Annotated in this window: 22 protein-coding genes; 9 read left to right on the top strand and 13 right to left on the bottom strand. The window is 72.6% G+C overall.

What is annotated here, in order from left to right:
• Positions 1-41 precede the first annotated feature (41 nt).
• A complete protein-coding gene (locus Cch01nite_RS09930) occupies positions 42-854 on the bottom strand; it encodes a DUF4241 domain-containing protein (protein ID WP_203752455.1) in 813 nt (270 codons plus the stop codon).
• Positions 855-943: 89 nt separating this feature from the next.
• On the opposite strand from Cch01nite_RS09930, the gene Cch01nite_RS09925 reads away from it, so the two are divergent.
• Positions 944-1,798 carry an NAD-dependent protein deacetylase gene (locus tag Cch01nite_RS09925; RefSeq protein WP_203752452.1) on the top strand — a complete coding sequence of 285 codons (855 nt, stop codon included), beginning with the start codon at positions 944-946 and terminating at the stop codon, positions 1,796-1,798.
• Positions 1,799-1,801: 3 nt separating this feature from the next.
• Here Cch01nite_RS09925 and Cch01nite_RS09920 read toward each other — a convergent pair whose 3' ends face one another.
• Positions 1,802-2,296: a nucleoside deaminase gene (locus Cch01nite_RS09920; RefSeq protein ID WP_239070235.1), complete on the bottom strand. Its 495-nt coding sequence runs from the start codon at positions 2,294-2,296 to the stop codon at positions 1,802-1,804.
• Positions 2,297-2,378: 82 nt separating this feature from the next.
• On the opposite strand from Cch01nite_RS09920, the gene upp reads away from it, so the two are divergent.
• The 3 genes from upp to Cch01nite_RS09905 all read left to right on the top strand — a co-directional run bounded on the left by upp (position 2,379) and on the right by Cch01nite_RS09905 (position 4,250).
• Complete coding sequence (upp, locus tag Cch01nite_RS09915; protein WP_203752449.1) at positions 2,379-3,014, top strand: uracil phosphoribosyltransferase; 636 nt, start codon at positions 2,379-2,381, stop codon at positions 3,012-3,014.
• Positions 3,015-3,240: 226 nt separating this feature from the next.
• Positions 3,241-3,513 carry a hypothetical protein gene (locus Cch01nite_RS09910; protein ID WP_203752446.1) on the top strand — a complete coding sequence of 91 codons (273 nt, stop codon included), beginning with the start codon at positions 3,241-3,243 and terminating at the stop codon, positions 3,511-3,513.
• A gap of 71 nt (positions 3,514-3,584) precedes the next feature.
• Positions 3,585-4,250 carry an SDR family oxidoreductase gene (locus Cch01nite_RS09905; protein WP_203752443.1) on the top strand — a complete coding sequence of 222 codons (666 nt, stop codon included), beginning with the start codon at positions 3,585-3,587 and terminating at the stop codon, positions 4,248-4,250.
• 34 nt (positions 4,251-4,284) lie between these two features.
• Here the strand turns inward: Cch01nite_RS09905 and Cch01nite_RS09900 are convergent, their stop codons facing one another.
• Positions 4,285-8,250: a sigma-70 family RNA polymerase sigma factor gene (locus tag Cch01nite_RS09900; protein WP_203752440.1), complete on the bottom strand. Its 3,966-nt coding sequence runs from the start codon at positions 8,248-8,250 to the stop codon at positions 4,285-4,287.
• A 202-nt stretch (positions 8,251-8,452) separates the two neighbouring features.
• On the opposite strand from Cch01nite_RS09900, the gene Cch01nite_RS09895 reads away from it, so the two are divergent.
• Both Cch01nite_RS09895 and Cch01nite_RS09890 read left to right on the top strand, forming a co-directional pair.
• Positions 8,453-9,208: a hypothetical protein gene (locus Cch01nite_RS09895; RefSeq protein ID WP_239070271.1), complete on the top strand. Its 756-nt coding sequence runs from the start codon at positions 8,453-8,455 to the stop codon at positions 9,206-9,208.
• Positions 9,209-9,352: 144 nt separating this feature from the next.
• Entirely contained in the window at positions 9,353-10,201 is an 849-nt protein-coding gene (locus Cch01nite_RS09890) for a phosphotransferase (protein ID WP_203752434.1), read from the top strand.
• 91 nt (positions 10,202-10,292) lie between these two features.
• Here the strand turns inward: Cch01nite_RS09890 and Cch01nite_RS09885 are convergent, their stop codons facing one another.
• A complete protein-coding gene (locus Cch01nite_RS09885; RefSeq protein ID WP_373309918.1) occupies positions 10,293-10,583 on the bottom strand; it encodes a DUF1540 domain-containing protein in 291 nt (96 codons plus the stop codon).
• A 124-nt stretch (positions 10,584-10,707) separates the two neighbouring features.
• Here Cch01nite_RS09885 and Cch01nite_RS23010 point away from each other — a divergent pair, with 124 nt between their 5' ends.
• On the top strand, positions 10,708-11,190 hold the full coding sequence (locus tag Cch01nite_RS23010; RefSeq protein ID WP_308439228.1) for a sensor histidine kinase: 483 nt from the start codon (positions 10,708-10,710) through the stop codon (positions 11,188-11,190).
• 67 nt (positions 11,191-11,257) lie between these two features.
• On the opposite strand, the gene Cch01nite_RS09875 is transcribed toward Cch01nite_RS23010, so the two are convergent.
• From Cch01nite_RS09875 to nrdH, 7 genes are all read right to left on the bottom strand, one after another.
• Complete coding sequence (locus Cch01nite_RS09875) at positions 11,258-11,584, bottom strand: hypothetical protein (RefSeq protein ID WP_203752425.1); 327 nt, start codon at positions 11,582-11,584, stop codon at positions 11,258-11,260.
• Entirely contained in the window at positions 11,577-12,503 is a 927-nt protein-coding gene (locus Cch01nite_RS09870) for a hypothetical protein (RefSeq protein WP_203752422.1), read from the bottom strand. Before Cch01nite_RS09870 ends, Cch01nite_RS09875 begins: the two co-directional genes overlap by 8 nt.
• A 281-nt stretch (positions 12,504-12,784) precedes the next feature.
• A complete protein-coding gene (gene nrdF / locus Cch01nite_RS09865; RefSeq protein WP_203752419.1) occupies positions 12,785-13,765 on the bottom strand; it encodes a class 1b ribonucleoside-diphosphate reductase subunit beta in 981 nt (326 codons plus the stop codon).
• Positions 13,762-14,574: an NUMOD3 domain-containing DNA-binding protein gene (locus Cch01nite_RS09860; protein ID WP_203752416.1), complete on the bottom strand. Its 813-nt coding sequence runs from the start codon at positions 14,572-14,574 to the stop codon at positions 13,762-13,764. Before Cch01nite_RS09860 ends, nrdF begins: the two co-directional genes overlap by 4 nt.
• A gap of 9 nt (positions 14,575-14,583) precedes the next feature.
• Positions 14,584-16,731, bottom strand: coding sequence for a class 1b ribonucleoside-diphosphate reductase subunit alpha (nrdE, locus tag Cch01nite_RS09855; RefSeq protein ID WP_203752413.1), 2,148 nt, complete (start codon positions 16,729-16,731; stop codon positions 14,584-14,586).
• Positions 16,701-17,117: a class Ib ribonucleoside-diphosphate reductase assembly flavoprotein NrdI gene (nrdI, locus tag Cch01nite_RS09850; RefSeq protein ID WP_203752410.1), complete on the bottom strand. Its 417-nt coding sequence runs from the start codon at positions 17,115-17,117 to the stop codon at positions 16,701-16,703. Before nrdI ends, nrdE begins: the two co-directional genes overlap by 31 nt.
• 183 nt (positions 17,118-17,300) lie before the next feature.
• Positions 17,301-17,546, bottom strand: a complete 246-nt coding sequence (gene nrdH, locus Cch01nite_RS09845; protein ID WP_203752407.1) for a glutaredoxin-like protein NrdH — start codon at positions 17,544-17,546, stop codon at positions 17,301-17,303.
• Between the two features lie 491 nt (positions 17,547-18,037).
• Between nrdH and Cch01nite_RS09840 the strand changes: the two genes are divergently transcribed.
• Both Cch01nite_RS09840 and Cch01nite_RS09835 read left to right on the top strand, forming a co-directional pair.
• Positions 18,038-18,445 (top strand): DUF5684 domain-containing protein, encoded by a 408-nt coding sequence (locus tag Cch01nite_RS09840; RefSeq protein WP_203752404.1) that lies wholly within the window; start codon positions 18,038-18,040, stop codon positions 18,443-18,445.
• 127 nt (positions 18,446-18,572) lie between these two features.
• Complete coding sequence (locus Cch01nite_RS09835; RefSeq protein WP_239070226.1) at positions 18,573-21,773, top strand: ATP-binding protein; 3,201 nt, start codon at positions 18,573-18,575, stop codon at positions 21,771-21,773.
• 83 nt (positions 21,774-21,856) lie between these two features.
• Here Cch01nite_RS09835 and Cch01nite_RS09830 read toward each other — a convergent pair whose 3' ends face one another.
• Both Cch01nite_RS09830 and Cch01nite_RS09825 read right to left on the bottom strand, forming a co-directional pair.
• Positions 21,857-22,690 (bottom strand): ABC transporter permease, encoded by an 834-nt coding sequence (locus Cch01nite_RS09830; RefSeq protein WP_203752401.1) that lies wholly within the window; start codon positions 22,688-22,690, stop codon positions 21,857-21,859.
• Positions 22,687-23,664, bottom strand: coding sequence for an ATP-binding cassette domain-containing protein (locus Cch01nite_RS09825; RefSeq protein ID WP_203752398.1), 978 nt, complete (start codon positions 23,662-23,664; stop codon positions 22,687-22,689). The genes Cch01nite_RS09830 and Cch01nite_RS09825 overlap by 4 nt, the downstream gene beginning before the upstream one ends.
• Between the last annotated feature and the right edge of the window lie 89 nt (positions 23,665-23,753).

Below are 23,753 nucleotides of genomic sequence, written 5' to 3'. Positions count from 1 at the left end.
GAGAAGAGTACCCGGTCGGAGGCGGTGCTCCGAATCGGCGGTCAGCCCACCCCGTCGATGCCCTCAGGCGGCACGCCGGGCAGCCCGCTGAGCGACCACGGCAGCACCGCCCCGTACGAGACGGCGCTGACGACGCGGTCGGTGTCGTCGTACCCGAGGAACGTGGGGTACCCGCCGTCGCCCCACCCGGCGGAGAACTGCACCCCGGTCACGACGGCGCCGACGGACCTGAGCACGCACACGGTGCCCGAGGCCGAGTCCCCGCCGGGGTACATCGCCTCGATCGCGTCGAACGCGGCCTGGTCCTCGACGAACGGGGGTTCGCCTGACGGCAGCGCGAGCACGCCGCCGTCGCCGCCGTCGGTCACGAACCCGAGGTCTGGCACCTCGTCCCATCGGACGGGCGGCGCGGGCGAGACCCGCACCTCGACGAAGGCGACCCGCCGGCCGGACGACGGGCTGTCGAGCACCGCGAGCGAGACCGGTGCGGTCGTGCCGTCCGGTGCGACCCGCTGGGACTCCACCCACCCTGTGGAGGCCTCGTACCCGTTGCCGAACCCGATCTGGCCCGCGGGCAGGAGCAGGTCTGTGGCGTGCTCGACCACGAGCTGGCCGTCGGGGGCCCACCCGTCGTCCCACGCGGCGACGATCGCGAGCTCCGCCGCGGAGAGCACGCTCGGTCGCAGGTTCGTGCTCGACGGGTCGGCGGCCTCCCGGTCGCACGCGGCGAACGTCGGTTGCTCGACCGACGAGGACGGCGTGGGCTCCAGCGTCTGCGGCTCGTCCGCGATCGACGCACAGCCGCCGACGAGCACGACGAGGAGGAGCGCGCAGACCACCGCGGGACGTCTCACGGGCATGACCATGCCGCACTCGACGTGCGTCGGACGCGAGAACACCACGAGCGATGCCGGGGATGCCCCGACCGGCCTACCGTGGACGGATGAGCACCACGGACGCCCGCAAGCTGACCGCCGGCTCTCTCGCGGACGTCGTGGAGACCCTCAGCGGCCACCACCTGGCGGTCCTCACGGGCGCGGGCGTCTCGACGGACTCCGGCATCCCCGACTACCGCGGCCCGAACTCCCCGCAGCGCACCCCGATGACGTTCCAGCAGTTCACGGGCGACGAGGCCTTCAGACGGCACTACTGGGCGCGGAACCACGTGGGGTGGCGGCACGTGCACCGGACGCTCCCGAACGCGGGCCACCGGGCCCTCGCGCAGATGGAGCACCGCGGGGTGGTGCACGGGGTGATCACGCAGAACGTGGACCTGCTGCACGAGGCGGCGGGGTCGAGGCACGTGATCGACCTGCACGGACGCTACGACCGGGTCGTGTGCCTGAGCTGCGGCACGGTCGTCGAGAGGAGCGAGCTCGCGGCACGGCTGGACCAGCTCAACCCGCACTTCGTGGACGACGTGGTGGCGGACATCGAGATCGCCCCGGACGCGGACGCCGTCATCGAGCAGACCAGCCATTTCAAGGTCGCGGACTGCGCCAAGTGCGGGGGGATGCTGAAGCCGGACATCGTCTACTTCGGGGAGACGGTCCCGAGGGAGCGGGTGGAGCGGGCGTACGCGCTGGTCGACGAGGGTGACGCGCTGCTCGTCGCCGGGTCGTCGCTGACCGTCCAGTCGGGGCTGCGGTTCGTGCGGCACGCGGCGCAGACGGGCAAGCCGGTCGTCGTCGTGAACCGTGGCGCGACGCGCGGCGACAGGTACGCGACGGTCACGCTCGACGCGGGCACGTCCGAGACCCTGACGGACCTGGCGGAGTCCCTGCCGACGCCCCGGTAGGCGTCAGAACCCGTTCTCCCGCTGCGCGTCGAAGAACGCCCGCAGCAGCCACCCGGCCTCGTCCCCGCGCACGCCGCCGATGACCTCGACCCGGTGGTTGAGCCGCCGGTCGCGCACCACGTCGAACTGCGACCCGCACGCGCCGGCCTTCGGGTCCCATGCGCCGAGCACGAGCCGCGGGATGCGGGCGAGCACGATCGCCCCCGCGCACATGAGGCACGGTTCCAGGGTCACGACGAGCGTGCAGTCGTCGAGACGCCACCGTCCGAGCCGGTCCGCGGCGGCGCGGAGCGCGACGATCTCGGCGTGCCCGGTGGGGTCCGCACGCACCTCGCGGACGTTGTGCCCGCGCCCGACGACGGTCCCTTCCGGCCCGACGACGACCGCGCCGACGGGCACGTCGCCGGCGAGCGACGCGCGGCGGGCCTCGTCGAGCGCGAGCCCCATCGCCCACGCGTCCACATCCAGCACCGCCCGCCGTGGCTCTCCGTCCGTCATCGCGCCATGATCCCGCACCGGCCCGCTGACGGAAGAGGCGCGAGGCGATGTCCACCAGATGGACGACCGGTAGGTTGTGCGCATGCGCCTGCACGTCGCGGACCACCCGCTGGTCGCCCACAAGCTCACCGTCCTGCGGGACAGGAACACCCCGTCGCCGACGTTCCGGCTCCTCGTCGACGAGCTCGTGACGCTCCTCGCGTACGAGGCGACGCGCGACGTGCACACCCGGACGGTCGAGATCGAGACGCCGGTGACGGCCGCGCAGGGTGTGAAGCTCGCGTACCCGCGCCCGATCGTCGTCCCGATCCTGCGCGCCGGTCTGGGGATGCTCGACGGCATGACGCGGCTGCTGCCGACGGCCGAGGTCGGCTTCCTCGGCATGCAGCGCGACGAGACGACGCTCGAGGCGATCACGTACGCGAACCGGCTCCCCGAGGACCTGTCCGGGCGGCAGTGCTTCCTGCTCGACCCGATGCTCGCGACCGGCGGCACGCTCGTCGCGGCGATCGACTACCTGCTGCAGCGCGGCGCGCGTGACGTCACCGCGGTGTGCCTGCTGGCCGCCCCCGAGGGCCTGAAGGTCGTGGAGGAGTTCGTCGGCGACCGCGCGGACGTCTCCGTGGTCGTGGCGGCCGTCGACGAGCGGCTCAACGACAAGGCGTACATCGTGCCGGGCCTCGGCGACGCGGGCGACCGGCTGTACGGCATCGTCTGACCGCAGCGCCCGGCCCGGTCCACGACCTGAGATCCGGACGAAACCCCTTGGCGCCCCGCCACCCCCGTGCCACCATGCCCGGGTGACTCTCCCCGCATGCACGCACGACACCCGATGGGTGCTCGTCCGCGTATGCGCGCGCTATGCGTGTCATCGGTCCTGACCCTCACCGACCGATCACCCCACGGCCCCGCCGCCGTCCCGCCGCGCTTCCTCGGAGACACCCATGACCGTCCCTGCACCGCTGTCGCCATCCAGGCTCGAACCCGCCGCCCGCGCCGGCCTCGTGCTGCACGTGAGCTTGCCCGACGAGGCCGCGCACCCGTCGAGCGCCCAGCTCGCCGAGGTCGCCGAGCTGCTCCGCGAGATCGCCGAGGACCTGCTCCCCGGCGCGCAGACGGCCACGGCCCTGTCGTTCGTGCCCGGTGGGTCGGGCGACGTCCGCCAGGTCGGTGAGCGGCTGACCCATCTGCGCCTCCTCGACCCGCCCTGCGACTGATCGGTCGCACGGCCTGGCCCGGCGCGGGCCCCCGGTCGCCGGGTCGCACCGTCCTGCCTACCGTGGACGCCATGCGCATCGCGATCGCAGGCGGGCACGGACAGGTGGCCCGACACCTGTCGCGGGCCCTCAGCGCACGGGGTGACGTGCCCGTGGCGCTCGTGCGGCAGCTCGCGCACGTCGAGGACGTCCAGGCGGACGGCGCGGAGCCCGTCGTGCTGGACCTCGAGCGCGCGAACGCCCGGGACGTCGCGGAGGCGGTGTCCGGCGCGGACGCGGTGGTGTTCGCCGCCGGGGCGGGTCCGGGCAGCGGTGCCGAGCGCAAGGACACGGTCGACCGGGCGGCCGCGGGGCTGCTCGCCGACGGGGCCGCGCAGGCGGGGGTGCGGCGGTACGTGCTCATCTCGTCGATGGGCGTCGACGGGGAGCCGCCGGCGGGGACGGACGGGGTGTTCGCCACCTACCTGCGGGCCAAGGCGGCCAGCGAGGCGGACCTGCGCGAGCGTGACCTGGACTGGACGGTCGTGCGGCCGGGCCGGCTGACGGACGACGAGCCGACGGGCACGGTCCGGCTGGACACGTCGGTGCCGCGCGGGGCGGTGCCGCGGGCGGACGTCGCGGCGGTGCTCGCGGCGGTGCTGCACCGGCCGGACACCGCGGGGCTCGTGCTGGAGCTCACCTCGGGCGTGGTGCCCGTCGAGGCGGCGGTGGCGGCCGTCGTCGAACCGGCCGACTGAGCGCCGTCTCCCCCGCGGCAGCGGGCGGGACGCGTCAGCGCTGCGGGCTCGTCCGGAGCGTGATGGCGCCGACGAGGTACTGGTCGCCGGTCGTCCGGGCCTGCAGCGTGCCGACGTCCTGCTTCAGGACCGTCGGGGCGAACCCCTTGGCGTCGGTGCCGAGCGCGTTCGTGGCACGCCACCCGGTCGCCGTGGAGTCGAACGCGTTGTCGCCCGAGCCACCGCCCGTCGGACCGGTGCCGCTCCACCGCTGCGGGACCAGCGGGGTGCCGTCGAGCTCCAGCCGGTCGCCGCTGCTGGTCCGGTCGCCCTCCCACGCCACGACACCGACCCGCGCCGACGTGCCCGCCTCGGCCGCGAACTGGAAGGCCGGCGGCGCGAGCGACGTCCCGATCCACGAGCCGCCGTCGTACACGGTGACGGACGCGTCGGACCCGGGGTCGGCGTAGACCACGACGAGCGCCCAGCCGGCGTAGTAGGTGCGGTCGCCGTCCTTGCGGGTCGCGCTGACGGCGACGTCCGCGACCGACCACGCACCCGAGCCACCGGCGGCGACCTGCGGCGTGACGTCGGCGAACGACTGGTAGTACTGCCGGCCGGCGTTGTCGTACGGCGTCGCGACGAGCGAGCCGTGGACGTCGACGTAGGAGCCGCCCGGGCCGCGGAGCCGGGCGGACTCCCGCGGGCTGCTCCACGTGTCGTAGGGGCCGATGTTCGCCGACCAGTACAGGCCGGCGAACGCGATCTCGCGGCCGGCGGGGACGGCGAGCTGCGCGGTCGACGACACGGCGGCGCCGGGGTACGGCGGGACCGCGCCCGGGGCGCGTGCCTCGTCGAGCGGCACCATCTCGAGCCCGTTGTTGTCCCGGTCGCCCTTCTCGAGCGCGGACCGGCACAGCGGGTCGGTGGCGCGGCACGAGAGCAGCGGCGCACCGACCTCCGTGACGCTCCAGCCGCCGTCGAACCGCACGCGCGGGCTCAGACCGCCGGACGACGTGACGACCTCGGAGCGTCCCGTGACGACCTCGCTCCCCGCCGCCTGCGCGTCGACCGTGACGGAGCCCCGCGCACTGCCCGCGGCCTGCACGTCCACGAGGGCCTGGACCGAGCCGCCCGCCTCGACGTCGCCGAAGTCGCAGCGGATCGTGCGGGCCGCGAGGACCGTGCACTGCGAGGTCGACGGGCTCCCGGTGGGCGGTGTCGCGGTGAGCTGCGGCGGCAGCGTGACGGTCGCGACGAGGTCCGCCGCGTCGGCGGCACCGGCGCCGTCGTCGACGAACACGGTGAACGACACGGTGCCCGGTGAGTCGTCGACGACGTGGACCTCGGGGTCGTCGGCGGCGAGGTGCAGCACGGGTCGCGTGCCCGTGAGGTGCACCGCGTGCGGGCCGGACACGTCGGCGTCGTCGCCGCCGACCGCGGCAGAGAGTGCGCCGAGGTCACCGACGGCGCCCGGGACGGCCTCGAGCGGGACGACGAGCGCACGCTCCTGCCCGGTCGCGAGCGGACCCGAGACGCAGTCCGCCGACGCCTGCGTGCGCGTCCCCGTGCACGTCCAGCCGCCGCCGACGGACGCCGGGTCCCACGCGACCGTCTCGGGCCGCCCGAGCGTGACGTGCACGCCCGACGTGTCGAGGTCGCCGTCGTTGACGACGGCCAGCCCGACCGACGTGGTGCTGCCGAGCGCGACGGCCCCGCCGGCGTCCCCCGAGATCGTCAGGTGCGCGGGCCGGACCACGTCGAACGGCACCGCGAACGTCTGGGGCGGGCGCGAGCCCGACGGGGCGAGCGCGACCGAGAGCTGGCGCCCCGCGACGGCCCCCGGGACGTCGGCAGCGAGCGCGAGGGCGAGCGGGGCCGGTGCCCGGGCGGCCAGCGTCGACAGCTCGCACCGCACGGTCGTGGAGGCGCTGACGACCGCGGCCGCCGCCGCGCGCGGCAGGCTGGGCGCTGGCTCCGCCTCGGCGCACGTCCACGGTGCCGACCCGGCCGCGACCTTCCAGCCGACCCCCACGGGCACGTCGATCGTCGCGCTCGCCGGGGTGGCGCCGACGGGCGACCCGCCCGCGTTCGCCAGCGCCAGGTCGAGCACCCGCTCGCGCCCGGACACGAGCGTCAGCGCGGACGGCTCGGCCGCGAGGGCGAGCCGGGGCGCAGACGGGCTGATCCGCAGCGGGATCGGGGGCGCCGTGTAGTCGAGGCCGCCACCCGTGACCCGCAGCCCGAGCTGGCCGTCGACCGCGTCGAACGCCTCGTCGATGGACACCGACAGCACCAGCTGTGCGGCGGTCATCGGCGCCAGCGACGGCAGGGTGCACTGCGCGACGCCGGTCGCCGAGCCGTCGGTGCAGACCCAGCCGGCCGTCGAGATCGGCGCGAACCGACCGGTCGCCTGGACCGCGACCGGCATGGCCGCGTCGACGGTGACGCCCGGGGGCAGCGTGACCTCGGCGAGGAGGTTCGTGACGGTCGAGCCGCCGGTGTTGCGCACGCCGATCGCGAGCTCCTGCCCGGCGACGCCCGCGGCGAGGACGAGCCCGCCGTCCGGCAGGTCGACCGCGACCTGGGCCGGGCCGGGCTCGACCGGGGGCTCCACGGGCGGATCCGTCGTCGGCGCGGCGAGCGGGGTCGCCGTGTCGGTGGTGTCCTCGTCGTCCGACGCCGTCAGCCCGCCGGTCGCGTTCCGTGGCGTCCCGGTCGTGGTCTGGTCGTCGGGCGGGAGCGTGGGCAGGTCCGTCGGGGCCGGCGTGGTCGTCGTGGGGCCCGGCGTCGGCGTCGGGGTCGGGGTGGGTGTCGGAGTGACGCTCGGCGTCACGCTCGACGACGGTGCGGGGTCGGCCACCGGGGTGTCGCCGTTCGTGAGCGCGAGGATGCCCGCAGTCGCGGCGGCCGCCACCGCGATGGCCCCGGCGGCGATCGCGGCGGCACCGAGCGGGATTGACCCGAAGAACGCGGCGATGCCGCCCGCCGCGGCCGTGCCCGCACCTGCCGCGGCACCGCCCGCCCCGACGGCGGCCGTCGCGCCGGTCGCGACCGCCCCGGCACCTGCAGCACCGCCCGCGGTCCCGCCCGAACCGCCGGCCGTCGCTGCCGCCGCGGTGCCACCGGCGGCCCCACCCGCGGCGCCCGCCGACGTCCCGGCCGTGTGGCCCGCGCTGAGCGCCGCCGCGCCCGCGGCGAGCCCGCCGCCCACGGGGAGCGCGGTCGCGAGCGCGCCGACCCCGACGAGGCCCAGCACGAGCGGGGCGATGACCGCCCGCAGGCCGTGGTTGACGTCGCTGAGCTCCAGCACGAGCGCGCGGCACTCGCCGCAGCCCTCGAGGTGCTTCTCGACCTGCGTCGTCTCGCGCGTGCCGAGCCCGCCGCGCACGTAGGCACCGAGCTTGCCGGCGACCGCCCGGCAGCCCTCGTCCATCGGGTCCTGCAGGTGCTGCTGCAGGTAGCCCTGCCGCAGTCCCTCGCGGGCCCGGTAGGCCAGGGCCGCGACGCCGTTCGCCGTGAGCCCCAGCAGGGGGGCGATCTCGGCCGGGCTCAGGCCCTCGACCTCGGTGTGCCACAGGACGGCCTGCCAGCGTTCGGGCAGGGAGTGGAACGCGCGGGCGACGACGCCCCGCTCGAACCCCTCGAGGGTGGGCTCCTCGGCGGTGCCGGCGAGCGCGGTACCGGCCTCGAGCGTCGCGACGTCGTCCGTCGGCTCGACGCGGCGGGCGGAGGTGCGGCGGACGGCGGCGACGCGCCGGACGACGGTGAACAGGTACGCCCGGAACGCGGCGTCCGGACCGTTGCCCCGCTGCAGAGCGCCGAGCACCGCCGTGAAGGAGTCCGCCACGACGTCGTCGGCGTCCGCCTTCGAGTCCGTGTACTGGCGGGCCACGACGAACGCCGCGCCCGCGTGCCGCTCGTAGAGGGCGCTGAACGACGACGAGTCCCCCGCCCGCACGGCCGCGAGGAGGTCGGCGTCTGCGACGACGCCGCTCTCGAGGTCTGCGCTGGAACTCACACCCGCTCCCGTCAGCGTCCCGTCGACCCGTCCAGAATGATCCGTCACTGTTCGGGTGAATCAGCATGAAACGCCCCGTGCACACTAACCGACAACTTTCGCAACGAAGCGGTCGGCGCTGCAACCGATCGGGTGAACGCGGGTGAAAAACCGTTTACCCGCGTCACACCCCCGCCGCCGGCGCCTCTCATCCGGCGTGACGATGAACATCGGCCTCGACTCCGCCGTGCCGGCGGCGCTCCGTGACCGCTGGCGCGACGAGAGCGTCGCGTCCGTCTGGCTGCGCCCTGCCGACTGGTACCACCCCGCCGTCGACGCGCTCGCGCTCGCCCTGCTGACCGGTCAGGACGCCGCCGCGCCCGCCGAGCAGCTCGGCCGTGCGCGCGGCTACGACGGCGTGGGCGTCGGCGAGACGATCGACGACCTCGCCTGCCTGTACCGCACGACCGGCCAGCCCGAACCGCCGCGCGCGGTCCTGCGTGCCCTGTGCGAGGGGTGGGCCGACGCCCAGGCGGGCGCCGTCGCGTTCGGCACGAGCCTCGACCCGGAGTCGGGCCTGCCGACGCAGCAGTACCTCGCCGTCCGGCTCGCGGAGGCGTACCACGACGCCCGGGACGCGGACTTCGACCACCACCTGGTGCTCGTCGACGTCGCGAACGGCTACGTCGACCCGTTTGCCCGGGCCGCCCGGTCGGCGGCAGTGGGCGCCGCGATGACCAGCACGTTCGGTCACGGGCACCCCATGGCGACGCTCGGCGGCGGTGTGTTCGCGGTGCTGTCGCGCCCGCAGGACGACCTCGGCACGCACCTCGACGACCTGCACGCGGAGATCGGCCGGAGAGTGGCGACGCTCGACGTCGGGCACGCGACGCGGCGGCCGGTCCGGGTGTGGGTGGAGCTGCTGCCGTCGACGCACGAGCAGGCCGTGGAGACGCTCGCGCGCATCGCGCGGCCCTGACGGCCGCCCCGGAGGCACGCCGGGGCGGCCCACGATCAGGTCAAACGTCCGTGTGTGTCAGTTCATGGACACTCCTTCCCCAGGTCAGGAAGCGATCCACCCCCGACGGGGGACACATCGGGGCAAAGCGTCTACCGTCGTCCTATGAACCCCGCCGAACTGGCTCCCAGCGACCCCGCGGGACGCCCCTCGCCCGTCGGCGGCCCGCCCGCCACCGGCGGTGCCCCGGACGTCCCGACGCAGCCGGAGCACTCCCCTCAGCACCACCACGCCACCGACGAGCAGCCCGGTCCGCTGCTCGCGTCGGGCACCGCGGCCGACGTCTTCGCCCTCGACGACGCGACCGTCCTGCGCCGCTACCGGTCCGGGCGGGACGCCGCCCCCGAGGCCGAGATCCTGCGGCACGTCGTCGCGCACGGCTTCCCCGCACCGGCGGTGCTCGGCGTCGACGGCGCCGACATCGTCCTCGAACGGCTGCACGGCCCCACGCTGCTCCAGGCGCTCGCCGCCGGAGAGGTCTCCCTCCCCGACGGTGCGGCGATCCTCGCGGACCTGCACACCCGCCTGCACGCCGTGCCGGCGCCGGAGCTGCACGCCGCCCAGACGGACGTACCGTGGCCGCGCGTGCCCGGCGGGCCGACCGTCGTGCACCTCGACCTGCACCCCGGGAACGTCATCCTCTCCGAGTCCCACGGACCGACCGTCGTCGACTGGTCGAACGCCCGCACCGGGACCGCCGAGCTCGACGTCGCGCTGACCGCGCTCATCCTGGCCGAGGTCGTCGTCGACGCCGGCGGTGTCTACTCGCAGGCCGCGCGGGTCCTGCTGGCGGCCTTCCTCGGCGCGACCGACGTCGACCCGACCGGTGCCATCGCCGACGCGGCGGCCCTGCGGGCCCTCGACCCGTCGCTCGTCCCCGGCGAGCGCGACCTCGTGCCCGAGGCCGCCGTGCTCGTCGAACAGCTCATCGACATCGCCCGCCACCCGGCCTGACGACCTTCCCCCGGGGCCTCGGACATCCCCCGGACGCCGACGGGCCCCGACCGCTGCGGCGATCGGGGCCCGTCGGCGCGTGCGGCCGGGGTCAGGCCGGCGCGAACGTCAGGCAGTCGGCGATGTCGTGGCCCGCGCCCACCCGGACCGACGCCGCGGTGCACTCGAGGTGCGAGTTGTGCGTGCAGTCCTGCCGCTGGCACGCGCCGACGTGGGTGATGACCTTGTCGAGGCCGCCCTTCACGCCGAGCGGGATGAACGTGGCGCACTGCGCGTCCCCACCGGCGACGCCGCCGATCGTCACGGCCGCCGCGTGGCAGTGCGAGTGGTCGTTGTACGAACAGCCTTCGACCGAGCACTCGGACACGGTGGGCAGTTCCATGAGCTCTGTCACGACGACCTCCGGGGGCTGAGGGGTGGACCGGCTTTCCATCGACCGTAGACCCGGCGGGCTCGTCCTGCTACTGCCACGGACGACGATTCCGCAGGTCAACCCACGTTTTTAGGTGAGGCAACCCTCAGCTGCGATCGAGCGCTCGCGCCGGTCCGGACGCGTCGGCGCAGGTCGGAGACGTCCCGGTCTCGCTCGTCGACGAGCGGGCTCTCCGGCACGTGCTCCTCGAGCCACCCGCCCGCCTGCGTGGCCCAGCGGGACGCACACCAGCGCCGCCAGGGCCACCAGCGGGGTGAGGACGCCCAGCCGCCGTCGGGCTGCCGGCCACGCCGGGCGGACCGTCCGGATCTCCGTATCCGACGAAGGCGACGGGTTGCCGCAGTCACCGCAGGACCGCCGACGCCTCACCGAGCGGTTCTCGCGCTGCGGACGGTCCCACGGCGACGGTGCCGACCGCACGCCGCCGACGCGGCCACGCTTCGGTCTCGGCCTGGCACTGGTCCGGGAGGTCGCCGAACGGCACGGCGGACGGCTCCTGCTCGACGACCGGGACGGCGGCGGAGCCGTCGCGACGATCGAGCTGCCACTGCGCTGAGCACGGGCGACCGATCTCGTCATGCGGAGGGTGGCGCGCGGGTGCAGGCCGGCTGAGGCAGCTCGTGCTACCCGTCGCCCGCTTCCGGCCTGCGGGTGAAGCGCAGCGACACCGACGCCTCGCCCTTCGTCACGAGCCCCACCGTCAGACCCGCCTCGATACCCAGGTTGAACTCGATGGAGTCCAGCTCGAACGGCGAGCCGGCGACCGCGCTCCGGGTGGTCGTGGCGAGCCCCGACAGTCGTTCGACGGCGACCTCCCAGACCTCGCCGAGCCTGTCGACGGCCTGCAGGATCCTGTCTGTGCCACTGTGCTGGTCGACCAAATAGGGGCCACCGGTGTCGTCGAGCGAGAGCTCAGCGGACGACGCGAGGACGAGCTGGTAGTTAGGCATGGGTCGCTCCAGCCAGGGGTGAGGTGATGCCGAGCACGTCGAGTGCCTGCGGCAGGTCGAGCCCGAACCCGTACGTCGCGAGCGACCCGTCCGGGTCGCGCGCGGTGCACTCGCCCAGGTAGATGCCGCACATGTCGCCGTTGACAGCAGACGAGACCAGCGCGCCGCTGTCCGCTGGATGTCCGTGGTCGTCGGTGAGGAAGTGCTGCGGCATGACGGCCGACCGGAACTGGGTCGTGCTCTGCAGCTCGACGATCTTCGTGGTGCACAGCCCCGAGTCGAAGTGGTGGCAGACCTGCTCACCTGCGCGCGCCGAGCGCGAGCCACCCGTGGCGCGCAGCGGCCTGACTGTGCAGCCCAGTCGTACGGTCGCGGCGTCGACGTACGGGCCACCGCCGCGCACCATCGTCGTCCCCGTGCCGTGCTCGCAGGACACGGGCGCGCGACGACCTGCGGGCAGGCCGTCTACGACGTGCCGCGCGGTGACGCCGAACAGGTCTCCGCCGTCCTCGAAGTACGCGGCGATGCGGCCCTCGTCGGGCGGCGAACCGTGCCACCGGAACTCGGTCTCCATCTGACGGATCGGTTCGCCGAAAGCGCCGATCTCCGTTCGGGGCTCGGGTCGATGCGCTGACAGGAGCGCCACGCCGAACTGATACCCGTGGACCACCCGGAACGGGCCGTTGAATCCGTCGGAGCGCCAAGGCGCGCGGAAGACGCCGATCCCGACGAACACCGCTCGCCGCACGTCTCGCGCGAACTGATCGTCGTATCGCGCCCGCTCCTCCAGCGCGCCCCGGATCACCTGGGTCCATGCGCCGAGCAGGTACTCGCCCGCGGTCGAAGCCTCGACCTGCCGACCCGCGTACTGCGGAGGCTCACGCGGAAGGAGCTCGACGAGCAGGTCATCGGGGAGCACGGCGGCCTCCGAAGGGCGGTGGTGGTGGACCGCGCGCCATCACGGCCCGCTCGTCACCCTAGCGACCCATGTCTGAATTGTCCGGACCGGGATCTCACCCGGGCCGCTGTAGGACCCGGTGCACGGACGACCGATGTCGAAGAGGCCTCATGCGAAAGGCCCGCGATCCTCACACGGAACCCGCGTGCGCCGCGCGGCCTCCGTCGTCACTCTGACCTGACCTGGCCGGACGCACGACAGCCCGGGCTGTCGCCGGCCCGGGCTGTCGTGCAAGCGACGGGTCAGAAGTCCCAGTCGTCGTCCTCGGTGTTGACGGCCTTGCCGATGACGTACGACGAGCCCGACCCGGAGAAGAAGTCGTGGTTCTCGTCGGCGTTCGGCGACAGCGCGGACAGGATCGCCGGGTTGACGTCCGTCTCGTCGCGCGGGAACAGCGCCTCGTAGCCGAGGTTCATCAGGGCCTTGTTGGCGTTGTAGCGCAGGAACTTCTTGACGTCCTCGGTGAGGCCGACGCCGTCGTACAGGTCCTGCGTGTACTCCACCTCGTTGTCGTACAGCTCGAAGAGCAGCTCGAACGTGTAGTCCTTGAGCTCCGCCCTCTCCTCGGCCGACAGCTTCTCGAGGCCCTTCTGGAACTTGTAGCCGATGTAGTACCCGTGCACGGCCTCGTCGCGGATGATCAGGCGGATCAGGTCGGCCGTGTTCGTCAGCTTGGCGCGGCTCGACCAGTACATGGGCAGGTAGAAGCCCGAGTAGAAGAGGAACGACTCGAGCAGCGTGCTCGCGACCTTCCGCTTCAGGGGCGAGTCGCCCTTGTAGTACTCCATGACGATCTCGGCCTTGCGCTGGAGGTTGGGGTTCTCCTCCGACCAGCGGAACGCCTCGTCGATCTCCTTGGTGGAGCACAGCGTCGAGAAGATCGAGCTGTACGACTTGGCGTGCACCGACTCCATGAACGCGATGTTCGTGTAGACGGCCTCCTCGTGCGGCGTGATCGCGTCCGGGATGAGGCTGACCGCGCCGACGGTGCCCTGGATGGTGTCGAGCAGCGTCAGGCCGGTGAAGACGCGCATCGTGAGCGTCTTCTCCTGCTCGGTGAGCGTGGCCCACGACTGGATGTCGTTCGAGACCGGCACCTTCTCCGGCAGCCAGAAGTTGCCGACCAGGCGGTCCCAGACGTCGGCGTCCTTCTCGTCCTCGAGCCGGTTCCAGTTGATCGCCGACACGCGGTCGATCAGCTTCAGCTTCCCGGTGGGGGTCATGCGTTCTCATCTCCCTGAGATACGAGCAGGGCGAACTGCTGCTCGACGATCGTGTCGCAGAACCCGCATCGCGAGCTCCGCATGCCTCTGTTGGTGTGATACCTGGTGTGGGCGCTGCGCCGGCTCGACGGCATCGGGCGGCCACGCCGTGCTGCGGACATCTTCGCTCGCGTCTCCGCGCTCGCCGTCTTGCCGAAGTTGGGGTTGCCAGCGCCCTTGCGTGCCTCGGAGAGTGCTCGGCGCGCTTCGTCGCTCATGGTGTGACCGAAGCTGGGGTGGTCCGGGCCGAACTTCCCAAAGTTGGGGTTGGTGTCGCCCGCGTTCGTCCCGGCACGACTGCGCACCCACGTGGCGCGTTGCTCTGCACTGTGGGTCAGCCCGAAGAACGGGTTGAGCGCGCCCGGCCGACTGACGCCCTCCCGGCCCGTCGATCGGACCCGGGCGGCGTCGCGCTGCTCGTCGGTCCAGACGACACCCGTCGGGCCGAGACCGCCGTCGGTGAGGTTGAGAAGTGCGTCTCCCGCGGATCGGCGGCGTGCGATCCAGCGAATCTCTGCCTCACCGAGCTCCGCCCGAGAACCGGTCACCCGCTCGAGCACGTCGACCGAGACCTCGTCCGCATGCTTGCGAAGCCAGTCGTAGAACGGCGTTCGCCGGCCGCGTCGCGCCTCGCCGAGGTGGCGCGCGAACCGGCGAGCGACGGTCGACTCCGTCATCCCGATGTATCGGTACTCGTCATCCGCATCCTGGAGCCGGACGCCGTAGACATAGCCCACGACGCCCGGCACCAGGATGTCATTCAGCGCCATTTCCGCAGGTCACAGCATGCAGGAAACACAATTGTCCACTTCCGTCCCCTCCAGGGCGAGCTGGCGGAGGCGGATGTAGTAGATCGTCTTGATGCCCTTCTTCCAGGCGTAGATCTGCGCCTTGTTGAGGTCACGAGTCGTCGCCGTGTCCTTGAAGAAGAGGGTGAGGGACAGACCCTGATCGACGTGCTGCGTGGCCTCGGCGTAGGTGTCGATCACCTTCTCGTAGCCGATCTCGTACGCGTCCTGGTAGTACTCCAGGTTGTCGTTCGTCATGAACGGCGCCGGGTAGTAGACGCGGCCGATCTTGCCTTCCTTGCGGATCTCGATCTTCGACGCGATCGGGTGGATCGACGACGTCGAGTGGTTGATGTACGAGATCGAGCCGGTCGGCGGGACCGCCTGCAGGTTCTGGTTGTAGATGCCGTGCTCCTTCACCAGGGCGGCCAGCTCACGCCAGTCGTCCTGCGTCGGGATGTGCACGCCGGCGTCCGCGAACAGCGCCTTGATCCGCTCGGTGCGGGGCTCCCACGACTTCTCGATGTACTTCTCGAAGTACTCGCCCGTCGCGTACTTGGAGTCCTCGAACGTGAAGAACTTCTGCTTGCGCTCCTGCGCCAGCAGGTTCGAGGCGCGGATGGCGTGGTACGCCACCGTGTAGAAGTAGATGTTCGTGAAGTCGAGGCCCTCGTCGGACCCGTAGAAGATCCGCTCGCGCGCCAGGTACCCGTGCAGGTTCATCTGGCCGAGGCCGATGGCGTGGCCGCCGGCGTTCGCCTTCTTCACCGACGGGACCGACTCGATGTCCGTCTGGTCCGACACCGCGGTCAGGGCACGGATCGCCGTCTCGACCGACTTGCCGAAGTCCGGCGAGTCCATCGACAGCGCGATGTTCATCGAGCCGAGGTTGCAGGAGATGTCCCGGCCGACGTGGTCGTACGAGAGGTCCTCGTTGAACGTCGACGGCGTGGAGACCTGCAGGATCTCCGAGCACAGGTTCGAGTGCGTGATCTTGCCCTTGACCGGGTTCGCACGGTTGACCGTGTCCTCGAACATCACGTACGGGTAGCCCGACTCGAACTGCAGCTCGGCGAGCGTCTGGAAGAACTCGCGGGCGTTGATCTTCGACTTGCGGATCCGCGCGTCGTCGACCATCTCGTAGTACTTCTCGGTCACGTCGATGTCCGCGAACGGCACCCCGTACACGCGCTCCACGTCGTACGGGGAGAACAGGTACATCGGCTCGTTCTTCTTGGCGAGCTCGAACGTGATGTCCGGGATCACGACGCCCAGCGACAGGGTCTTGATGCGGATCTTCTCGTCGGCGTTCTCGCGCTTGGTGTCGAGGAACCGGTAGATGTCCGGGTGGTGCGCGTGCAGGTACACGGCACCGGCACCCTGACGGGCACCGAGCTGGTTGGCGTACGAGAACGAGTCTTCCAGCAGCTTCATCACGGGGATGACGCCGGAGCTCTGGTTCTCGATGTGCTTGATCGGCGCACCGTGCTCGCGGATGTTGCTCAGCAGGAGGGCCACGCCGCCGCCGCGCTTCGAGAGCTGCAGCGCGGAGTTGATGCCGCGCGCGATGGACTCCATGTTGTCCTCGATGCGCAGCAGGAAGCAGGACACGGGCTCGCCGCGCTGCGCCTTGCCGAGGTTGAGGAACGTCGGCGTCGCCGGCTGGAACCGGCCGCTGACGATCTCGTCGACGAGGTTGACCGCGAAGTCCTGGTCCCCCTCGGCGAGCGACAGGGCGACCATGCAGACGCGGTCCTCGAAGCGCTCCAGGTACCGCTTCCCGTCGAACGTCTTCAGCGTGTACGAGGTGTAGTACTTGAACGCGCCGAGGAACGTCTGGAACCGGAACTTCTTCGAGTACGCGTACTGGAACAGCGTCTTGATGAACGACCGGTCGTACTTCGCCAGGACCTCGGGGTCGTAGTACTTGTTCTCGACCAGGTAGTCGAGCTTCTCGTCGAGGTCGTGGAAGAACACCGTGTTCTGGTTGACGTGCTGCAGGAAGTACTGCCGCGCGGCCTCACGGTCCTTGTCGAACTGGATCTCGCCGTTCGCGCCGTAGAGGTTCAGCATCGCGTTGAGGGCGTGGTAGTCCAGCCCCGTCAGCTCTACGCGGGTATCTGCGACTGTCGCTGCCAAAATGTCCTCAATCCCTCACGGACGCGGGTGACGTCCTCGTTCGTTCCCATGAGCTCGAAGCCGTACAGGTAGGGGACGCGGCACTTGGCCGCGACGATGTCCCCCGCGATGCAGTACTTCTCGCCGAAGTTGGTGTTCCCTGCCGCGATCACGCCGCGGATCAGAGCACGGTTGTCCTCGTCGTTGAGGAACTTGATGACCTGCCGGGGTACTGCGCCACCCTCGTTCCCTCCGCCGTACGTCGGCACGATCAGCACGTACGGCTCGGTGACGTGCAGGAACGGCTCGGTCGGACGCAGCGGGATGCGCTGCGCGGGAAGACCGAGCTTCTGCACGAAACGGTGGGTGTTGTCCGAGGCGGAGGAGAAGTAGACGAGCGAGCTCATCGCGATGCTCCCTCACTCGGGTCGGACGTCGGACGGCCGGTGCGTGCGGGCCGTCCGGGCGTGCTGAAGGATGCCCGCCGGGCCGGCGCGGTGGTGGCCTGCGCCGGCCCGGGGCGTCCGTGGGTGCGGCTCGCGCCGCCCGCTCGACGACCGACCGTCAGGTGCCGGTCGACGTACGACTGGTCAGGCGACCGCGGTCGCCAGGCGCTCGCCGAGCGCCTTGATGCGGTCGGGGCGGTACCCCGACCAGTGCTCGCCGTCGACGATCACGACGGGGGCCTGGAGGTGGCCGAGCGACATGACGTAGTCACGGGCGTCGGCGTCCTCGCTGATGTCCACGACGGTGTACTCGGTACCGAGCTTGTCGAGTGCGCGGTAGGTCGCGTTGCACTGCACGCACGCCGGCTTGCTGTAGACCGTGATCGACATCGTGGCTCTCCCTCTTGCCTGTTCTGCGCGGCGCTCCACGAGGGTGCTCACGCGAGTTTTCTGGGCCCTCCCCGGGCCGACTGCGGCTCCCCCACCGCGTCGTCGGCAACACTACACCTGGGGGTGCGGCCCGCAAGCGACCACTAGGGCTTGTGTTACATCCGTGTCGTTTTTTCATCCTGTGGAGAACGACCAGGGTATCGACGACCTCTGACACGACCCCTGGCCTGCACCTTTGCAGCTGTCCACATCGGCCCCACAGGACGGTGCACACGCACGTCCACAAGGGCACGGTCCGCTTCGTCCCGACGCGCCGTACGGCGACACGCCGCAGGTCCGACGAAGTCGGTGCCGGGGTCCCCCGAACGGCCGAACCGGCAGCCCCGCACGACCCTCATCGACACGGCCGAACGGCCGAACGTCCACGCCCGTGACCGAACTGATGCACGAAACGCCCCACTTGTCCGCCCCGCTGCCGCTACGTTCCGCGCATGCACACACTTCTCGCTGCTGCGACGGACACGACCCCCACCTTCGGCCCGGGCCTGTTCATCGGCTACCTCGTCGGCTACGTCATCGGCGCCCTGCCGCTGTTCGGCATCTTCAACAAGGCCGGCGAGGCCGGCTGGCAGGCCTTCGTGCCGATCTGGAACGCCATCGTCCTGCTCAAGATCACCGGCAAGCCGGCCTGGTGGATCGTCCTGTACCTCATCCCGATCGTGAACATCGTGATCACGGTCATCGTGCTGCACGCGCTGTCGACGTCGTTCGGGCACGGCGCGGGCTTCACCGCCGGGCTGTTCTTCCTCAGCCTGATCTTCCTGTACATCCTCTGGCTCGACGGCAGCACGTACCGCGGCGCCGGCGCCCAGGCCCAGCCGGCCGGCGCCTACGCCTGACCACCCCCACCCCTCCCGCGCAGCGGGCACCGGGCCGGTCGCCACGTGCGACCGGCCCGGTGCGTCGTCCGGGCCAGGTCCGTGGTGGTGCGCCCCTCGCGGGCCGCGGGTGAGGGATGCTGTGCCGGTGCAGATCACGACCCTGGGGACGCTCGCCGTCGACGGCCGGGCCGTCCGGGGCGACCGGCTCGTCGCGGTGGTCCGTGCCCTGCTCGACGCCCGCGGGCGCGCCGTGTCGTCGGCCGCGCTCGTCGAGGACGTCTGGGAGGGCGACCCGCCGGACGACGCGACCGGCGCGGTGCAGGCGCTCGTCTCACGGGCGCGCCGTCTCGGCCTGGCCGTCGCGGCCGCGCCCGGCGGCTACCGGCTGCCCACCGACGGCCTGGAGGTCGACACCGACGAGGTCGCGGCGCTCGTCGCCCGCGCCCGTTCCGCCCTGCGCTCCGACGACCCCACCGCCGCCCGTGCGCTCGCCGGCGAGGCCCGCGCGCTCGTCCCGCTCGTCCCCGACCTGACCGACGCCGCGACGGCCCGGCTCCTGGCCGACGTCGCCGCGGTCCGCGCCGAGGCCGGCCTCGCGCTCGGCGACACCACCGGCACCGTCGACGACCTGCGCGCCGTCGCCCTGCGCACGCCGCCCGACGAGCCGCTCGTCGCCCTCCTCGTGCGCGTCCTCGCCGCCCAGGGCCGGGACGCGGAGGCCGTCGAGGTCGTCGACCACCTGCGGACCGACCTCGCCGAGCGGTACGGCACCGACCCCTCGCCCGTGGTGGCGCAGGCCCATCTCGCGCTGCTGCGCGGCGAGCTCGCACCGAGCCCCGCCCCCACCCGTCCGGCCCCGCCCGCCGCGCCGCGCGCGACCGTGGCGCTGCCCGTGTCCTGGCGACGGCCCGCGACGGTGCTCGTCGGCCGGGACGCCGACGTGGTCGCCGTCGAGACGGCGCTCAAGGAGGCACCGCTCGTCACCGTCATGGCGACGGGCGGGGCCGGCAAGACCCGGCTCGCGACCGAGGTCGCACGACGGGCGGCGGCCCTCGGCACGTCCGTGCGCGCCGTCGAGCTCGCCGGCGTGCACGACCCGGCCGAGGTGCTGCCGGCGGTCCTCGCGGCGCTCGGCGGGGCGGAGACGGCGGCCGCGGGACCGGACATCGCCATCGGGCGGCGCCTGCTCGCCCCGGAGGAGCGGCTGCGGTTCGCCGCGCAGGACCTCGACGGGCTCGTCGTGCTCGACAACTGCGAGCACGTGCTCGACGCGGCGGCCGCCGTGGTGACGGACCTGCTCGCCGCCGCACCGCCCGACGTCGTCGTGCTCGCCACCAGCCGTGCGCCGCTCGGGATCGTCGGCGAGGTCGTGCACCGGCTGCGCGCGCTGCCCGACGACGACGCCCTCGCGCTGCTCGAGTCGCGGGCGCGCGCCGGGCGGGACACCGTCGGCTGGGACCAGGAACGGGCCCGGGAGCTGTGCCACCGCCTCGACAACCTGCCGCTCGCCCTCGAGCTCGCCGCGGCCCGGCTGCGGGCGATGCCCGTGGACGACGTCCTCGACGGGCTGTCCGACCGGTTCGCGCTGCTCGACGACGCCCTGCGCGGCCTGCCCGAGCGGCACGCCAGCCTCTGGGCGATGGTCGACTGGAGCCGCGAGCTGCTCGACCCGCCCGACCGTGACCTGCTCGAACGCCTCGCCGTGATCCCCGCACCGTTCACCGCGGACACCGCCCTCGCCGTGTCCGGGCAGGAGGACCGCCGGGTGCGGCGCGGGCTCGCGATGCTCGTCGAGCAGTCGCTGCTGACCCTCGACGAGAGCGACGAGGGCCCCGCCCGGTACCGGATGCTCGAGACCGTCCGGGAGTACGGCACCGCCCGGCTCGACGCCGTCGGCGGGCGGCCCGCGGCGATGGAGGGGCTCGTGCGCTGGTCGGCCGCCGAGTGCGTGCTCCTGCGCGACGACTTCATCGGGCACGGGCAGATCGCGGCGTTCACCCGGTGCGCGGCCGAGCAGGACACGTTCCTCGCGGCGCTGCGGTGGGCCGTCGCGCACGACGACGAGCCCCCCGCCGTCGACATCACGGCCGCGCTCTTCCAGCTCTGGACGATCCGGGGGCTGCACCTCGAGGTCGTCGCGTGGTCCACGCAGCTGTTCCACGTCGACTCCCCCGCCGCGCGGCGCACCTCCGCGCTGGTCCGCGGGCGCGCGGCCGGCCGGCCCTTGCCGCACGGCGACCGGCTCGTCGCGACCTGCCTGTTCGCCACGGTCAACGCCGGGGCCATCGAGTCCGTGCGGCTCATGGCGCTCGCGTGGCGCGGGGCCCGCCAGGTGCTCGCGGAGCGACCGGACGAGGTCGAGCCGCGGATGGCCACGCTCGTCGCGACGCTGCCCGGCCTGAGCTGGACGCGGATGGAGGACGTCGAGGCGCTGCCCCTCATCGACTCCGACGACCCGTACCTGCAAGGGCTGGGCCTGTTCCTGCGCGCCGCGATCCGGGAGAACACCGGCGAGGCCGAGTTCTCGGCGTCGGACGCGATGGAGGCGTACCACCGCTTCGAGCAGATCGGCGACCACTGGGGCATGGGCATGGCGGCGCAGGGCGTCGGCCAGTGGGACGGGCAGCGCGGGGCGGCGGATGCGGAGCTGTGGCTGCGCCGGGGCATCGAGCACCTCGAGCTCGTCGGCGCCATGCAGGACGCCCGGTCCGCGCGGGTGCTGCTCGACGTGCAGCGGGCGCTCGGCGGCGACCAGGAGGCCGTCCGGGTGCTGCAGGAGGTCGTCGACTCGCCGGCCGACCCCGTCGACGTGGCGCAGGCCCTGCTCGGGCTCGCGCACGTCGCGTGGCGCAACGGGCGGTTCGACGACGCCGTCCATCACGCCGACGCCGCGGCCGCGGTCGTCGACGAGGAGGCGAGCATGCCGATCCCGCAGGCGCGCAGCGTGTTCCGCGTCGCGACGGCTGTGGTGCACCTCGGGGTGGCCGACCAGGTGCCGGCCCGGTCCCGCGACGCCCGGGAGCGGGCCCGTCAGCTCCTGCGCCTGGCGCTGCCCGACGCGGACGCGACCACCGACATGCCCGTCCTGGGCTCGGTGGCTCTCGGCGGGGCCGAGCTCGCTGCCCGGGAGGGGCGGGACGACGAGGCCCGCGAGCTGTGGGCGCTCGGCATCCGGCTCGGGGCGAACCTCGCGGCGATGCTCCGCATGGAGCTCGGCGACAGCCTGGCGGCGACGCTCGGCGACGTCGAGGAGCAGGCCGCCGCAGTCGCCGCGCTGCGAGCCCGACCGGCGGTGACGCTCGGCCCGCGGATCCGTGAGCTCCTGGCAGGCGTCCTGGCGGACTGACGCCCACCGGCGGACGCTCGCCGACGGACGCCGACGGGCGGCCCGGCTGTGCGCCGGACCGCCCGTCCTTCTCGACCTGTCGGTCAGACCTTCTTGCGGTACGCCCGCAGGGCCAGCGGCATGAACACCACGACCAGGCCGACGCACCACGCCAGCGTCCACCACACGTGGTTGCCGAGCGGCGCGCCGAGGAACAGGCCGCGCATCGAGGCCACCAGGTGGGTCAGCGGGTTCCAGGCCACGAACGTCTGCATCCAGGACGGCAGCGAGGACGTCGGGACGAACACGTTCGACGCGAAGCTCAGCGGCATGATGACCAGGAACATGATCCCCTGGACGGCGCCCGACGTGCGGACCTTCATGCCGACGAACACCGACACCCACGACAGGCACAGGGCGAACAGGATCGCGAGGAGGCACCCGGCGATGGCGCTGAGCGGGTCCGTGGTGATCCGGAAGCCCATGACGTAGCCGATCGCGAACGTCGAGATCGTCACGATGACGTACCGGACGACGTCGCCGGACACGGCGCCGACGAGCGGGGCCGAGCGCGGGATGGGCAGCGACCGGAACCGGTCGAAGATGCCCTTCTCCAGGTCGGTGTTGAGGTTCACGCCGATCGCGATGGCGCCCTGCGCGATCGTCTGGGCGAGGATGCCCGGCAGCAGGAACTGCAGGTACTCCTGCGTCCCGCCGGCGACCGCGCCACCGAAGATGTAGACGAAGATCACCAGGAAGATGATCGGCTGCAGCGTCACGTCGATCAGGGCCTCGGGCGTGCGCCACGTCTTGATGAGGCTGCGCTTGGCGAGCGCCAGCGAGTGGCGGACCAGCGGGAACGGACGCTTCGTCGGACGCGGCGCCGCGGCGCTCGGGGTCGACGGGCGACGGGGTGCGTCGAGCGTGGTGGTGCTCATGCCGCCACCTCCTTCGTGGTGGTCGTGTCGTCCTCGGACGCGGTGCGACCCGTGAGGGTGAAGAACACCTCGTCGAGGCTCGGCAGGTGCAGGGACAGCTCGGTGACGGCGATGCCGGCTGCGGCGAGACGGGCGACCGTGGCGGTCATCGCCTCGTCGTTGCTCACCGGGACGGCGAGGACGCCCTTGCGGATCTCGTCGGCGCGGCCGTCGGACACCTGCCGCAGGATCGCGGCCGTCTCCTCCAGCCGGCTCAGGTCGGACGGGCGGACCTCGAGGGTCTGGCCGCCGACGATCCGCTTGAGGCCGTCCGGGGTGTCGTGCGCGATGACGCGACCGTGGTCGATGACCGTGATCTCGTCGGCCAGCGCATCGGCCTCCTCGAGGTACTGCGTGGTCAGCAGCACCGTGGAGCCGTCGTCGACCAGCGACCGGACGACGTTCCACATGTCCTCGCGCTTGCTCGGGTCGAGACCCGTGGTCGGCTCGTCGAGGAAGATCACGTCCGGCCGCCCGACGAGGCTCGCGGCCAGGTCGAGCCGGCGGCGCATGCCGCCCGAGTACGTCTTGGCCGGGCGGTCGGCGGCGTCCGTGAGGTCGAACCACTCGAGCAGCTCGGCCGCGCGGACCTTCGCCTGCGCCTTGCCGAGGTCGAGCAGGACGCCGATGAGCTGGAGGTTCTGGCGTCCGGTGAGGTCCTCGTCGACGGACGCGTACTGGCCCGTGAGGCCGATGGTCTGACGGACACGCTCGGCGTCCTTGACGACGTCGAAGCCGCCGACGCGGGCGCGGCCGCCGTCCGGGACGAGCAGCGTCGACAGGATGCGGACCGCCGTCGTCTTGCCCGCCCCGTTGGGGCCGAGCACGCCGAGGACGGTGCCGCGGGCGACGGAGAGGTCGACGCCCTGCAGGGCCTTCGTCTCCCCGAAGTGCTTGATGAGGCCTTCTGCCTCGATCACCAGGTCTGTGGTCATGGCCGTCAGCCTGCCCGGGGTGCCTGACACGGCACCGACACGGCGCTGACACGAGGGCTGACACGTGCTGACATGCGCCCTGACCTGGG

Origin of the sequence: Cellulomonas chitinilytica, from assembly GCF_016862675.1 — a bacterium.
GTDB classification, from domain to species: Bacteria; Actinomycetota; Actinomycetes; order Actinomycetales; family Cellulomonadaceae; genus Cellulomonas; species Cellulomonas chitinilytica.
This window is presented reverse-complemented; position numbering and strand designations above follow the sequence as displayed.

What these genes read in the sequence shown, in the direction of transcription:
- Cch01nite_RS09925 (WP_203752452.1), top strand. Translation starts at nt 944, where the DNA reads ATGAGCACCACGGACGCCCGCAAGCTGACCGCCGGCTCTCTCGCGGAC.
- Cch01nite_RS09920 (WP_239070235.1), bottom strand. Translation starts at nt 2,296, where the DNA reads ATGACGGACGGAGAGCCACGGCGGGCGGTGCTGGATGTGGACGCGTGG.
- upp (WP_203752449.1), top strand. Translation starts at nt 2,379, where the DNA reads ATGCGCCTGCACGTCGCGGACCACCCGCTGGTCGCCCACAAGCTCACC.
- Cch01nite_RS09910 (WP_203752446.1), top strand. Translation starts at nt 3,241, where the DNA reads ATGACCGTCCCTGCACCGCTGTCGCCATCCAGGCTCGAACCCGCCGCC.
- Cch01nite_RS09905 (WP_203752443.1), top strand. Translation starts at nt 3,585, where the DNA reads ATGCGCATCGCGATCGCAGGCGGGCACGGACAGGTGGCCCGACACCTG.
- Cch01nite_RS09895 (WP_239070271.1), top strand. Translation starts at nt 8,453, where the DNA reads ATGAACATCGGCCTCGACTCCGCCGTGCCGGCGGCGCTCCGTGACCGC.
- Cch01nite_RS09890 (WP_203752434.1), top strand. Translation starts at nt 9,353, where the DNA reads ATGAACCCCGCCGAACTGGCTCCCAGCGACCCCGCGGGACGCCCCTCG.
- Cch01nite_RS09885 (WP_373309918.1), bottom strand. Translation starts at nt 10,583, where the DNA reads ATGGAACTGCCCACCGTGTCCGAGTGCTCGGTCGAAGGCTGTTCGTAC.
- Cch01nite_RS09875 (WP_203752425.1), bottom strand. Translation starts at nt 11,584, where the DNA reads ATGCCTAACTACCAGCTCGTCCTCGCGTCGTCCGCTGAGCTCTCGCTC.
- nrdF (WP_203752419.1), bottom strand. Translation starts at nt 13,765, where the DNA reads ATGACCCCCACCGGGAAGCTGAAGCTGATCGACCGCGTGTCGGCGATC.
- Cch01nite_RS09860 (WP_203752416.1), bottom strand. Translation starts at nt 14,574, where the DNA reads ATGGCGCTGAATGACATCCTGGTGCCGGGCGTCGTGGGCTATGTCTAC.
- nrdI (WP_203752410.1), bottom strand. Translation starts at nt 17,117, where the DNA reads ATGAGCTCGCTCGTCTACTTCTCCTCCGCCTCGGACAACACCCACCGT.
- nrdH (WP_203752407.1), bottom strand. Translation starts at nt 17,546, where the DNA reads ATGTCGATCACGGTCTACAGCAAGCCGGCGTGCGTGCAGTGCAACGCG.
- Cch01nite_RS09840 (WP_203752404.1), top strand. Translation starts at nt 18,038, where the DNA reads ATGCACACACTTCTCGCTGCTGCGACGGACACGACCCCCACCTTCGGC.
- Cch01nite_RS09830 (WP_203752401.1), bottom strand. Translation starts at nt 22,690, where the DNA reads ATGAGCACCACCACGCTCGACGCACCCCGTCGCCCGTCGACCCCGAGC.
- Cch01nite_RS09825 (WP_203752398.1), bottom strand. Translation starts at nt 23,664, where the DNA reads ATGACCACAGACCTGGTGATCGAGGCAGAAGGCCTCATCAAGCACTTC.